The following is a 14,194-nucleotide window of genomic DNA, read 5'->3' as shown; positions in this document are numbered from 1 at the left end:
GTGGAACGGGCCGACCACGACTCCGGACACATTTCGCGACAGCTCGGACGCGCGCTCGTGCCACAGCTTCTCGTCCGTTGCCGTCTTGCGATCAACGCGAACGGTCAGCACGTCTCGGTGAACCGTTGCGGCCTCGAAGTTGGTTCCACTGGCGACGAAGAAGGACCACCCCGGCTGCGTGTGAGTGGCGGGGTGCTTGCCCATGTCAATGAGCAGCGCAATGCGGTCGGCCTTGTTCCCGCTCAAACTCTGGCCACGCACGCCACCCACGACACCTTGCCGGGCGACATGGCCCTCCGGCGTGAGCTCGACGCGCAGGACCCTGGCACGCTTGCCAGCTTTGCCGACCACGCCCTCGGCCTCGAGCCGTTCGAGTTCATCCCGGATTGCTTTGCGTCCAACGCCCAATCGTGCGGCCAGCGTCCGCTCCGGCAAGATGGGGTCGCCGGGTCGGTGCGATTGGTCTGCAATCAGCCCCAGCAGCCCGTTAGGAGCGATTCGTCGCTCACTGGAGCTCGTTGTCGGGGAAGCGGGCGTAGCAAGCATCGAGCACATCCAACGGTGATTCTACCAAAGGTTCTCTGGATTGCAACCGTTGGTTCCGATCTTGACGTATTGTGAACCATTGGTACATTGCTGCTGGTCCAGCATCCCGCCCAGGAGGTCTTTTGCGCTACGTCATCTCGATCCTCGTTGTCGCTCTATCGATCCAGTTCGGGGCCGCCAACGCCTCAGCTGGCCGTCTGGCAGTCCGGTCAGCGGAGGCTTCGGTGACGCGGCAAGCGGATGCCACAAGTGCTGGCGAAGCCCTTGTCATCCGTGCTAGGCCTTTGGAATCGATGCGAAGCGAGGGCGTTCGTCGCGAAGATCGTCGTGTACTCGTCGCCGTCGATGTGACCAGTCCAGGTCTTGCCGCAGGAACGCACGAGCTTCGTCTCGACTGGACCCCCATCGGCGAACTCGGCTACGCCGACGTCTTCGTCGAAGAGCGTGGCAACGCGGAAGGTCGCTCGACGAGTCGGCTGCCCGTCCCCGACGGCCGGGCCGAGGTGGTCGTGCCGATCACCGTCGGCGAGGGCGACGCGCCGTGGCGAGGGCGGTTCCGGTTCCGATTCGAACAGTCAGCCAACGCATTCGAGGCAGGCGAGACCGCTGGGCTCGATCTCCACGCGCTCCGCATCGGCGACGCCGTCGACCTGAACTACACAGACGGCGACTCAGACAAGCCGGCCATCATCTTCAATGCAGCACTCGTCGAGGAGCAGGCGGACGTCTTACCAAGCGATCCCGCAGAGCGGACGGCCGCGTCGCTCGATGTGCGACTCGTCACCGGTCGCGTCAACCACCTCTGGAGCCCAGGAGACGACGCACCGAAACTCGTCGTCACCAACGGCGGGCCCGACGTCGCGGGTCAGCTTCGATGGTCGATCCGCGGCAAACTCGATCGCGAACCACTCACCGGATCCGAACACATCAGACTGACACGCGGCGGCGAGTGGTCGACGGCGCTTCCCAAACCGACGCGCTTCGACGTGTTCGACACACGGGTCACGTTCGAGCCAGATCACAGCCAAGGTCCTCTCGACATCGGACAGGCCGCATTTGCGTCGATCGAGCTGCACGACGTCTTGGAGAGTCGCGCTGATTCCGACGACTTTCTCTTCGGTCTGGCCAACGGGGCACGGATCGGAAGCAATGCGGAAGAGTCGGCCCGCTACGTCGAACTCGCTTCCAAGCTCGGTGCCAACTACGTCCGTCAGACACGCAAGTGGCCGCAGCTTGAACCCAAGCCCGGCGAGTGGAATTGGGAACGCATGGACGCGATCGTCGATGCGGCCGAGCGGCACAACATCCACGTTCAGACCGTCGTCGGCAAGCCCGCACCCTGGGCCGTTCGTGAGCGTTACACGGACCATCCGAGACGAGATCGCACGCCGCCGCAGATCGAGCCGTTCAAGGCGTTCTTGCAAGCCTTTATCGATCGCTACGGCGACCGCGTGCGCTACTACGAGGTCTTCAACGAGCCCGACATCGGCTTTTTCCAAGGAACAGTCGAGGAATATCTCGAAGTCTTGCATGCGACGCACGACATCGTCTCGCAGCAGCCGGGCCTTGTCACGATGACCGGCGGCTTCACCGGCTTCGTCCACGGCGGTCGCAAGCGCGGCTTCCAGGAGACCGTGCTGCTCGAAGCACAGGACAGCTTCGACATCCACACGCTCCACATGCACGGCGTCTTCCCACGCTTCTGGAACGGCCTGAACGACCTTGTCGTGCGTGCCCGCGACACGGCCGGCGTGACCGAGCCGATGATCTTTAACGAGACCGGCATGGACACGCGGCACGGTCTGTACCACCAGGCCGCAACGCTACCGAAAAAGGCCGCCGCAGTCCGACACCACAACGCGGCCGGATACGTCTGGTACAGCCTGACCGATCACCCACTCTCCCGCGAGAATCGAATCAAAGCCGGCCACACCTACGGCCTGTTCGACGTCGACGAACAACCCAAACCCGCCGTACTCGCCTACGTCACAGCGGCACGTCTGATTGCACAACCCGAATCCAAGTATGTCGGGCAGCTCGACGTCGGCGAGGGTCGCTTCGCCTTCGTTTTCCAGCGCGAGGAAGGCGACTTCGTCACACTCACCTGGACCGAAGACCCGGCCCTTGCCGAAGCGCTCGCGACCGTCGAGGTTGGGGGTGGTGCGACGCAAATCGACCTCTTCGGCAATGCACAACTTGCCGACGTCACGAGCGATGGGACGGTCCTGCGGTTCCTCCGCCAACCGACCTACCTCGTCACGGTGGAACAGCCGACGTCCGTCGCACCGTTGCTGTTGGTCGACGACATCCGTGAGACGGACGACGAACGACTCGTTTACGCGCTCGCCGCAGGAGCCGACTTCGTCAACGAAACGACGACCTCTCTCGACGCCGAGCCAGTCGACCCGCATGCCGACTGGCTCGGCTCGTCATTGCCGGTTGCACAACTCGGCTACACGCTGCCGGGCGGCGTGACGGGAACCCTCATCGTGCCGGCACCGATCTACTCCTCGATTGCCGGCGACTTCGACGGCGAGCCCGACTTTGAGCTCGCTTGGCAGCAGTTCGTCCACAACCGCCTCGACCACGATCCGAACACGGCGGCGTTCATGTGGCAGGGCAGAGACGACGCGTCGGCCGACGTCTGGCTCGATGTGGATGGCGACCAGCTGCGCATCAAAGTCGCAGTGACCGACGACATCCACCACGCCCGCCTCGACTCCGGCGACGTCACGACGGGCGATGCCGTCGAGCTGCTACTCGCGACCACCGACGGCGATCTGGTCCACCTCGCACTCGCACACGACGGTCAGACGGCGAGTGTGTCTCGCAAGATCGACTCCGATTGGGCACCCGCGAACGACCTCAGCGTGGAATGGGATGTCGATGGCAACGTCGCGAGCTACATCATCGGTATCGCCGGCGACTGGCGCGACGGCCTGAGCTTCGACCTCCGCCTGACCGACCTCGACGCCGCGCCGCCTGGCGAGCTCAAGTGGGAGTCGCGACTGTCGCTGCAGGACTGGCAAGCCGATACTGCCGTCGGCACTAGCATGCTGCCGCTTCGCTTTTCGACGACGAGCGATTGAGCCTCATGCCGACACCAGAGCTTCCGCCGATTCCCGCCGACTGTCGCAAAGCCGTCGACGTCGCGCGTTCAAGATCCCTTTCGTTGCTGGACAGGCAGGCTGAATCAGGCGGCTTTCCAGATAGCGACGACAGTCCACACTGTGACGGCAGGGCTGCGGCGTATCACATCGGCCTGCTCGGCGCGGTGCGGTGCTGGGCTGATGTGCTCGACGTCGACACGCAGCGCCTCGACAACGCAATCGTCCGCGCGATCGATTTCGTCGTCGAACGCCAACTGACCGACGGCCGGCTCGATCTGGGAGGGAACTTCTCGCCCAACGAGGTGGGCTTCCCGGTCCCGACGATGGGCAAGGCCTATGGGCACATAGAGCAAAGAGCACCGGAGTTGTTCGAGCGCGTCAAAGAGCCGCTCGAGACGTTCTTCCGTCGGGCCGGCGAGGCGCTCGTCGAGGGCGAAGCCTTGTCAGCCAACCACCGGTGGACCGCCATCGCTGCTCCGCTGGCCGTGCTGCACTCGCTGTTTCCTGACGAGCGATATGTCGCGAAGATCGACGACTACCTCTCCGACGGCATTGACTGCGATGAGGACGGCTTCTGGTTTGAAGAACGCAGCCCCAACTACAACTCCGTCGCCAACCAGGGCATGCTCCTCTTGGCCGACTATTTCGGCAAAGACGAATTGCTGGCACACGTCGTTCGCAACCACGAGCTGATGATTGCGATGCGTCACCCCAACGGTGAGGCCGACGCGTCCTTCAGCTTCCGTCAAGATCGCGGCCTTGCCAACCGGCCGTCGACGATCTTCTCCGAGGCGCGACGCGTCGCGATGCACACGGGCGACGGCCGCTTCACCTCGATGGCGCAGGAAGCCGTCAACCGCTACGGCGATCTCTACCTGCTCTTCGACCTCATCGATCGCCCGGGCGACATGCCACCGGCTGAGCCGCTGCCGACCGAGAAGACCTGGCACTTCCCCGAGCAGCACATCGCCCGTGTGCTCGACACGCCGCGCTCGACCACACTCGTTGCCGATCCGGGCGGGCACTTCTACGACACGATTTTCAGTCACTTCAACCGCTCTGGGCGAAGCCAGGATTGGCTACACCTGCATGCCGGCTCCATTGTTTTGCAATCGCTCCGCCTGACGGTCGGACCAGGTGTTCCGATCGAGCCTCACGCGCTTGAACGCCAGAGCGACACACAGTGGCGACTTCGAGGTTCGCAAGAGGGTTGGACGCACCCGATGCAGTTCCGCCGAGACCCAAAGCCCACCACGATTCCGCGGCGCTGGGCCTTCGACGCGACGATTGAGTTCGACGAGAACACGTGGACGCTCGACCTCGATGTCGCATCGCAAGACCACCTCGACGCGACGCTCGCGTTCTACTTCCGCACGCCCGTCACCCTCGACGGCCAACCGCTTGAAGCCGGCGAAACCCACTTCTGCCGCGGCGGCAACCTGGTCCTTGCTGCACCGTCCGGTGACAAGCTTCACCTCTCGGGCTTGCCAGCCTCCCAGGTCAACCGCGACGTCTCGTGGACAAGCGACATCCCAACCACGCTCGCCCACTGCACCCGCCTCTGCGTCGGCCTCTACGTTCCGGCCAAGCTTTCGCTGCGATTCGAGCACAGCGTCGATTGAGCACCATCGGACGCATTTGGCTTAGAACGGAAAAAGACTATCAGAGGCTCATCAGCCGACGCCTGTCTCCAACGCGACCAAGTCTTCATACGTCTCGCGCCGGCGAACCAGCGTGTGGCGATCGCCGTCGACCAGGACTTCGGCAGGGCGCGGGCGGTTGTTGTAGTTGCTGGCCATGCTGAAGGCGTAGGCCCCGGCCGTGTAGATCGCGATGAGATCGCCACGCTCGGTTTTCGGCAGCAGTCGACCTCGGGCGACGAAGTCACCGGTTTCGCAGACCGGGCCGACGACGTCGACCGTCTCGCCGTCGGGAATGGCCACATCCTTGTCTCGGCTGGCTGGACCGTCGCCGGCGGTTGGCCAGATGAAGTGGTACGCGCCGTACAGGCTCGGTCGAAGCAGGTCGTTCATGCCGACGTCGGAGATGACGAACGACTTGCTGCCGCTGGTCTTGCGGTACAGGACCCGGCCCAAGAGGACGCCCGCATTGCCGGCGATGTACCGGCCGGGCTCGATGGCGACCTTGTAGCCGCGATCCTTCAGGAGCGGGACGAGCGCGTCGGCGAAGTCGCTGACGGGCAGGGCCTGGTCAGGGTGTTCGTAATTCACGCCAAACCCACCGCCGATGTCGAACCATTCGACGGCATGGCCTTGCTCACGAAGCCGGTCGATGGTCGCGTTGATTTTCTGCGTCGCCAGGACGTACGGCTCGACGCTGTAGATCGGCGAGCCAAGGTGCATGTGCAGCCCGGCCAGTCGGATGCCGGGAAGGTCGCGGTACTTGTCGAAGACGGCCTCGGCCCGGTCGAGGTCCACGCCGAACTTCGTCTCCTTCTTGCCGGTGGTCGTGTAGGCGTGGGTGTCAGGATCGACATCCGGGTTCACGCGAAGCGCGGCCGTCGCGACGGTGTCGGCAGCTTGGGCAACGCGAGCGAGGTTTTCGATCTCGGCTTCGCTCTCGACGTTGAACGCAGCGATGCCCTCACCGCCAGCGGTGAGTGCCTGCTGGATCTCCGCGTCGGTCTTTCCGACGCCGGCGAAGATGACCCTTTTCGGGTCAACGCCGGCACGAAGCGCCCGGAACAGCTCGCCGCCGCTGGTGACGTCCATCCCACAGCCGGCCTCGACGAGGAGTCGGCATAGGGACAAGTTGCCGTTGCTCTTGATGGAGTAGCAGACCGTCGGATCGACCGGCGCAAACGCCTCGGCCACCTGTTGGTAATGCCGAAGCAACGTCGCCCGCGAATAGACGTACAGCGGCGTCCCGTAGACCTCGGCCAACGTCGAGGCTGGTACGTCTTCGCAATACAGCTCGCCATTCTTGTGCTGGAAATGATCCATCGTGAGGCGTGACCGTACGCCTCTGCCTCAGCGAGCCTTTTCAAGGACGGCGGTCATGGAGCCCTTGCTGCTGGCGATGCGGATGTCGCTGCCGAAGGCGAGGATCTGTTCGCGTTTGAGTTCGGCCAGCTCGCGGTGGCCGGTGAAGACGATGACGCGGCCGGACTCGTCGACTTCCTTGGCCAGGCGGAACGCTCGGTCGGCAGCGTGGCCGCAGACGGTGGCGAGCATGTGGATCACATACGCGTAGGTGTGATCATCGTCATCGAGAAGGATGACGTGCCACGGCACGAGCGGGCGGCGCTTGGGCTTAGAAGGCTTGGTGGTTGTTGCCTTCTGGGTGATTGGCGTCTGGGTGGCACTGGGCATCGCGAACCTCCTCAGGAACGGGTACAGCTGCAGGTCGCTGCCAAAGGGTAACAAATCCTCGTGAGCGAATCAGCGCACGGTCTCGCCATCGACGGTCGGGCGGATCGTCAGCACCTCGTCGTCGGAGTCTTCGATGTCGAACTTGTCGGCGAAGGTCGTGACGAGCAACTCATTGCGGGTGAAGCGTGCGAAGTTGCCGAAGACCGGGACGCGTTCCCAGCCGCCTGGGCCTGGGCCGATTTCGAGTCGCCACTGACCTTCGTTGACGTCGACCACGCCTCGTCCGCTGAAGCTCTCGGGGCCGGGGTTGGTTCCAACCAGGTCGCTGGCGAGCCAGACGGCCAGATCATCGATGGTGACGCGTCCGCCGTCGTCGTGGAACTCGGCCTGGATGCGGCTGATGTCCAACTCGCTCGGCAGGAGCAGATTGCCGACGCGAATCACGTTGACGACCACCGGCAGGCTGTAGAGCCGCTCGCCGGTCACGCGCAGCGATCCCCGGCCACGGCGGGTCTCAGGTCGGCCTTGGATGCCTTGCATGCGCAGTTCTGCCGCGACGATGCCGTCGCCGAAACCTCCGCCGAATTCGGCGCCGGTGAGCTGCTCGAAGGCGACGCCCTCGACGCGGACGCGTGCCTCGTAGCTGGTGTCGCGCTCCTCGTCCTCGAACCAGTCCATCGTGGCCGACGATTCGAGCAAGCCGCCGGAGAGATCGGCGTTGATGTTGTCGAAGTGAAGCGTCTCGGCCGGCTTGTCGAGCCACGCGTTCAGCGCCAGGCCGCTGCCAGGCCGACCGAAGGCTTGGAACGACTGGCCGGTCACGTCGGCCGTCAGTTCCTGCATCGATTCCAGCCGGCGAACGATGTCCAGGTCGACGTGGCCGTTGAAGCCCGAGACGGGCACGCCGATGTCGAAGCTCGCGTCTTTTACGAAGATCCGGCCGTCGATGTCGGCGTCGGATTCGACTTCCTCGTCGACTTTGGTGATGATCTTGAGATTCGGCACATCGGCTCCGAGCGTGCCGGTGAACAGCAGCGTCTCGAACAACTCAGCCACGCCCTCGGGCACCGCGGCGACGAGGGCGGCGTCGACCGGAATGCCTGCCGCCTCGACATCGAGCGTCCAAATCCCGGACGGCGACGATTCGACGGTCAGATCGCCCACGCCCGTCACGTCGAAGCTCGGCCCGTCCAAGTCGAGTCGCCCGGCGGTCAGGCGGTGCAGCTCGATCGTGTCCGTTGTCACGTTCAGGCTGCCGTTGATGCCGCCGAGCGGATACGGGAAGCCGAGCGGCGTCGCCGCGACATCGTGGAGCGCGAGATCGATGTTTATGTCGATGTCGTCGAACAGCGCCGGGTCGACTTCCTCGTCCTCGTCGTCGGCTGTGAGGAGGATCGTCGGGAAGCGCATCGAGCCGTTGGCATCGATGGTGCCGATGGTCGGGCGGAGCCAGTCCCAGGCGTCGCGGGCGGTGAGTGGGAGGAGGTCGTAGAGCCCTGTGTCCAGCGGCAAGCCGTCGGCGACGATCGTGAGACTCGAAAAGAAGAGCGGCCCGTCTTCCGCGAGCCCGATCGTGCCATCGACACCGATGCGCGTGTTATCGCGACGCCCGGCGACGCCCGCGAGGACGACTTGCTCGGGCAGGACACGCGCCTCGCCCTGTACGTCTTCGAGGTAAAACGTGAACCCGGCGGGCCAGATTCGACCGGCATGAAGGTCGAGCGTGACGTCGTAGTCGACATCGGACTCGGCCGTCCCTTTGACGGTAGCTGTGACATCGCCGCGGCCGCCGATGCCGAGCTCGCCGATGGTCTCGCTGGCTGCGAGCGGCAGGGCTTCGAGCAGGTCATCGTCGATGTCGACTTGTCTGCCGGAGATGGCAAAGTCGTACTCAAGTCCGTCGCGCGCAGTGTCGTTCCAAAGGACTTCGCCGGCTGCCCCGACGTGACCGCCGCCGGGGCGTTCGATGCGACTGCGGTGGAGCGTCAGGCCGTCCTGGGTGATGGTCAGGTTGCCGTTGGCTTGCACCAGCGGATACGGGAAGGCCTCGAGCGCACCGCTGAACCGGGCGGCGTCGATTTCGGCTCTGAAGTTCCAACGCTTGTCCACGCCCGGCGGACGCACGACCAAGACATCCACGTCGCCGGCAAAGTCGAGCCTCGGCAGCCCTGGCACCGCCTCATGCCATGACGGATCCATCACGGCAATGCCTTCCTGCGCTTCGGTTGGAAGCGCCGCAAGCAACGCACGCTCGAATTCGACGTTGGTCGCCTGCACGTCGAAGCGGAAGCCTGGCGAGCGCTCCAGCGGACCAATCAGCCCGTTGGCGCGGACGGTCGCGTCGCGGTTGACGGTGAGCGGATTGCCGAACGCGACGAGATCTTCGATGACCAGCTCGTGACGCACGTCGTCGGAGTCGGCGATCGGGCGGACCAGGATTCGGCCGGTGGCGTCGTAAACGCGGTAGGGCAGCGCTTCGAGTTCGAACGAGCCGTCGAAGAAGTCGGTCTCAACGAAGAGGACCGGCCGGCCGCCTTCCTCGCGATCGACGCGCATCTCCAGCTTCGCCCGGCCCATCGGCCGGAATCGGTGGAACGCCTCGCGAATTGGCCTGGGCAGAGACGAGATGAACGGCGCCGCGTCGGCCATGTCGAACGGCTCGCCATCGGGCGTGCGGACTGTCAGCTGCACGCCAGCGTCGCGTCCGTAGCCCGAGGCCTCGCCGCGGATTTCGAGTCGGTTGCCACCGATCTCACCGCTGAAGTCGGCTTCGGCGATGCCCGACTCGTCGAACACGACATAGCCGCGTGCGTCGCGCAGCGGGATCGGTTCAGGTCGCCACGTTTGCGACCAACGCGAGACGTCCGCCCGAAGTGCCGGCGGCAGGTCGGGATTGAGCGCGAGTGACTCCAACGCCGCCGCTGCGGCTTCGCGTGCCAGAATCTCGCCGTTGTCCAGCCAGATGTCAGGCCGGAGCAGTGCCCGGCCGCGGTTGAGCTCGGCACGAGCCCGGAAGGTCATCGTCGCCTCGTCCTCGTCGCTCTGGCTCGGCACGAAGTTGAAGCTCAGCTCCGGCACCTGCATCTGGCCCGACACGCCGTGCTCTTTGGCCCAGCTGCCGACGCGTGTCGGCAGCATGTTGGCCACGCGATCGAACTCGACGCCGGACAAGCGTGCGTCGAACGCGACCGCACGATCCCGACCGCCGAGCGTAAGTGAGCCGTTGGCGTTGGGTTTGTTTGGGCCTTCGTCTTCCTCAGGCGTGGGCGTGTCGCCGCGTTTGGCGAAATCGAGGTCGAGATTGAGGTTGTAGGTGACGGCGTCGTCCTGGCGTCGTCGCTGGCGAAACGGATTGAGCTGCGCTTCGAGGCCAAGGCTGGCCGCGGTTTCCAGGACGTCCGCCTCACGCCGCATGACGTCGACGCGCGCGTTCCGCAGAATGACGGCCGGCGGCTTGATCGTGGCACGCTCTTCGTCCTCTTGGCCCTCGTCCGGTTCGCGTCCGGCGACGATGCCGAGCTGTTGAATATTGAGCACGCCCGTGTCGGTGTTTTCCACCAGACGGATGTGTGGATCGAGTGCGGTGACCCGCGCGCCCGAAAAGTTGCCGGCGAGAAACCGCAGGATGTTGTAATCGGCGTACTCGATGAAGATCGCTCGCGCCGTCAGCACGAGGCGGTCTTCCTCCGACAACGCCGGCGCTTCGCTGTCGGGATCAGGCTCCGGCACGAGCAGCCTAACGTCGGCCAGCTCGATGCCCTCGAACAGTCGAAACGACACCTCGCGGACTTCCACCTCTGCACCGACGAGCTCACCCACAAACCCGGCGGCAAGCCTTCCCAGGCGGGCGTCGTCGGTGACATATGCGTAAGCACCGATGAGCAGTGCGAGAAAGAGGATCGCGACGTAGCGCGCCGTTCGCCTGGCGACGCTGTGTCGAGGGCGGATGGGGCACGAGCTGCGCCACGTCGAGTCGAACAGCTTGCGGGGGCGCGTCGTTCGGCCGACGGAGACCATCGGCACGGTGGGGCCGTCGGTTCGCGGGAAGATGGTGTCGGGCGTCGTCAAGCAGCAGCCTCGTTCTTACCTGGATGTACGTCATCGCTGACGTCGCGGTTGCTTCGGCTCCGGAGCAACGTTCCGAGACCTGCCGCAGCCAGAATCGCCAGAACGGGCTCGATCGGCAGGCGGTAGCGGAGCGATCCGACGGTGATGGCGTGCAGCAGCGTCAGGACGATCACCGGTGTCAGCATGACCAGCAAAGGGCGCAATGGCAGCCGGCCGGCGACGAGTCCGATCAATGCCAGCACGAACACCGGCAGTGCAAAGGCGAGCCCTGCGATCCGTTGCAACCGACTGGCATCGTCCGACAGCGGCATCGGCGACCATGTTCGGCCGGTTTTCAGCACGGCGAGACGTGCGGCGTCCACGGGCCGCTCGGTGACGAAGTGCAACGCCCAGCCGCGGAGGTAGGTCGATCGGTCGACCTCGCCCATGAGCGACAGCTGCGGCATCCGCTGGACGAAGGACTGGTCGCTCTGGCCCGTGGTGTTGTCGACGTTCAGGCCGTCGTAGAGCGTGATGCCGGTGTTGGTCGTCAGCGGGACGAAGGCTTGAAGCTGGTGGAAGTTGCGCCAGATCCACGGCGAGAGCGCGAGCAACAGAACGACCCCGGCCGTCAAACCGCCCGGCAGCGGCCAGCGCGTAAGGCCGCCCGGGCCACGAGTCGGTAGCAGGGCAGCGACGACCGAGAGCGATACGAACACCACTGCCGACGACGGCCGGACGTAGGTAGCGGCAACGAAGCACGCGGCCGCCAACCACCACCAGCGCGCACCGTCCTGCGAGCGGACGATCGCGTACAGGCCCCATGAGAACAGGGCGACGGTCAGCGTCTCGGTCAGGATGAGCGTCGAGAAGTACGCGAGGAACGGATTGAGCGCGACCAGCACGCCCGCAAACACGGCGAAGCGGCGAGCCACGAATCGCCCGGCGAGCAGCACCGTCGAGATCGCCGTCGTCGCCTCGATGATCGCCTGAGCAATGCGGACCAGCGACACACTCCCGTCAAACGACGCCAGAAACAGCGGGTAGCCCGGCATGCGCTGGGCCAGCAGCGTCTGCGGCACGGCATAGCGGTCGTCGACGAGTACGAGCCCTTCGCCGGCACGAATCGACGCGGCGAGGTCAAGGTACTCCCGCTGATCCGGCAGGGCGTCGATGTCTGCAGGGACGATCAGACCCAACCCAATACGTGCCGCCACAGCCACCAGTGCCACGCCCAGCAGCCACGGCCACAGCGGTTTGCGATCGTCATCGGCGAGCAGCACGGCTTCCCGATTGTCGTCCCCGTGACCCAGACTCGCAAACAGAGCGTTTCGTGACCCTGGAGCCGCCCGTTGGAGCCACACATCCGATCGAAACTCCCTACCCTGCTCACCATGACTGTCACGGCCGAGCCAGCGACTGCTATGAGCGACACCGCCGCCACGTCGTCGGCTCCGCTGCTGAGCGTCAAAGGCCTTAAAACCTACTTCGGCGATCCGAAGAAGCCTGACGAGGCGCTCAAGGCCGTCGATGGCATCTCGTTCGACATCGCACCGGGCGAGACCTTTTGCTCGGTCGGCGAGTCGGGCAGTGGTAAGAGCATCAGCGCGCTGTCGGTCATGCAGCTCGTCCCCCAGCCGCCCGGCTTTTTTGCGGGCGGTGAAATCTTGCTCAAGGGCGAGAACGGCGGTCCGCCGGTCAACCTGATGAACCTGTCGGAGCCCGCGATGCGACGCATCCGAGGCCGACGCATCGGCATGATCTTCCAGGAGCCGATGACCAGCCTCAATCCGGTCTACACCATCGGCGACCAGATCGGCGAAGTCCTTCGCCTGCACCTCGGCCTCTCCGCTCGTGAGTCACGCCTCAAGACGATCGACCTGCTCGAACAGGTCCAGATTCGCGACGCCAAGAGCACCGTCGACGAGTACCCGCACCGCTTCTCGGGCGGCATGCGGCAACGCGTCATGATCGCGATGGCGATGGCATGCGAGCCCGAACTTCTCATCGCTGACGAGCCGACGACGGCCCTGGACGTCACGATCCAAGCCGAGATTCTGCGGCTCATCCGCGAACTGCAGGACCGCAAGGGCATGAGCGTGCTCTTCATCACGCACGACTTCGACGTCGTCGCGGAAATCGCCCAGCACGTCGCCGTGATGCGTTATGGCAAAGTGGTCGAGCAGGGGACCAAGGACGAAGTCCTACGGAACGCAGAGCACCCGTACACACAGGAGCTCCTGGCCGCGCTTCCACGGAACCTGAAAAAGAAGCGGGACGAAGAGCGACTGGCCAAGCCCGCGGATGCAGAGCCCGAGGTCGAAGTGAGCGAGCGTGTTCACGTCGAGCACGCGGTCGACGACGTTCCGGACCAAGTGCTGCGGGTTCAGAACCTCCAAGTTCACTTCCCCGTGCGGAAGGGGCTTCTCGGCCGCGTGGTCGACCACGTGAAAGCCGTCGACGACGTGACGTTCGATCTACCGCGGAAGCAGATCCTGGCGGTCGTCGGCGAGTCGGGCAGTGGCAAGACGACGCTCGGCCGGGCGATCCTGCGCCTGGTCGAGCCGACGGGTGGGACGTGCGAGTTCGAGGGCCGGCAGCTCGTCGGCATGCCGACGGGCGAGCTGCGGTCGATGCGCCGCGACATGCAGATCGTCTTCCAGGACCCATACAGCGCTCTCAACCCACGCATGACAATCGGCGCGATGCTTGCCGAGATCATGAACGTCCACAAGATCGGCGACACGCGCGACGAGCGTCGCGATCTCGCGGCGGACCTGATGCGCCGCGTCGAGCTGGAGCCCGACATGCTGCGTCGCTACCCACACGAGTTCTCCGGCGGCCAGCGTCAACGCATCGGTATTGCGCGGGCGCTCGTGCCCAATCCGCGGTTCATCGTCTGCGACGAGGTGACCAGTGCGCTCGACGTCAGCGTCCAGGCGAAGTTGCTTCAGCTCTTGCTCGATCTGCGCGATCAGCTCGGGCTGACGTACCTGTTCATCACGCACAACCTCGGCGTGGTCGAGTACCTCGCGGACGAAACGCTCGTCATGTACAAGGGCAAGATCGCAGAGCGCGGCCCGACGGAGCAGATCGTCAACGACCCGCAGGATCCGTACACCAAGCGCCTGCTCGCTGCGGTACCCCGCATGGCGTGAC

Annotated in this window: 8 protein-coding genes; 3 read left to right on the top strand and 5 right to left on the bottom strand. The window is 64.8% G+C overall.

What is annotated here, in order from left to right:
* Positions 1–546 (bottom strand): GntR family transcriptional regulator (locus AAGI46_04100; protein ID MEM1011388.1); only part of this gene is annotated, 546 nt, incomplete at its 3' end.
* A gap of 293 nt (positions 547–839) precedes the next feature.
* Here AAGI46_04100 and AAGI46_04095 point away from each other — a divergent pair.
* Positions 840–3,635 carry a hypothetical protein gene (locus AAGI46_04095; GenBank protein MEM1011387.1) on the top strand — a complete coding sequence of 932 codons (2,796 nt, stop codon included), beginning with the start codon at positions 840–842 and terminating at the stop codon, positions 3,633–3,635.
* Positions 3,636–3,640: 5 nt separating this feature from the next.
* Positions 3,641–5,278: a hypothetical protein gene (locus tag AAGI46_04090; protein MEM1011386.1), complete on the top strand. Its 1,638-nt coding sequence runs from the start codon at positions 3,641–3,643 to the stop codon at positions 5,276–5,278.
* 51 nt (positions 5,279–5,329) lie between these two features.
* Here AAGI46_04090 and lysA read toward each other — a convergent pair whose 3' ends face one another.
* The 4 genes from lysA to AAGI46_04070 form a co-directional block, all read right to left on the bottom strand.
* Positions 5,330–6,619: a diaminopimelate decarboxylase gene (gene lysA, locus AAGI46_04085; GenBank protein ID MEM1011385.1), complete on the bottom strand. Its 1,290-nt coding sequence runs from the start codon at positions 6,617–6,619 to the stop codon at positions 5,330–5,332.
* Between the two features lie 27 nt (positions 6,620–6,646).
* The gene (locus AAGI46_04080) at positions 6,647–6,988 is read right to left on the bottom strand and encodes an ATP-dependent Clp protease adaptor ClpS (GenBank protein MEM1011384.1); all 342 of its coding nucleotides are present in this window, start codon (positions 6,986–6,988) and stop codon (positions 6,647–6,649) included.
* A 69-nt stretch (positions 6,989–7,057) separates the two neighbouring features.
* Entirely contained in the window at positions 7,058–11,056 is a 3,999-nt protein-coding gene (locus tag AAGI46_04075) for a hypothetical protein (protein ID MEM1011383.1), read from the bottom strand.
* Complete coding sequence (locus AAGI46_04070; GenBank protein MEM1011382.1) at positions 11,053–12,318, bottom strand: glycosyltransferase family 39 protein; 1,266 nt, start codon at positions 12,316–12,318, stop codon at positions 11,053–11,055. Before AAGI46_04070 ends, AAGI46_04075 begins: the two co-directional genes overlap by 4 nt.
* Before the next feature lie 111 nt (positions 12,319–12,429).
* On the opposite strand from AAGI46_04070, the gene AAGI46_04065 reads away from it, so the two are divergent.
* Positions 12,430–14,193, top strand: a complete 1,764-nt coding sequence (locus tag AAGI46_04065) for a dipeptide ABC transporter ATP-binding protein (protein ID MEM1011381.1) — start codon at positions 12,430–12,432, stop codon at positions 14,191–14,193.
* Position 14,194 lies beyond the last annotated feature (1 nt).

The organism is Planctomycetota bacterium (genome assembly GCA_038746835.1).
Lineage (GTDB): Bacteria > Planctomycetota > Phycisphaerae > Tepidisphaerales > Tepidisphaeraceae > JBCDKH01.
Note: the sequence above shows the minus strand (reverse complement) of the source record. Positions and strands in the feature narration are given on the sequence as shown.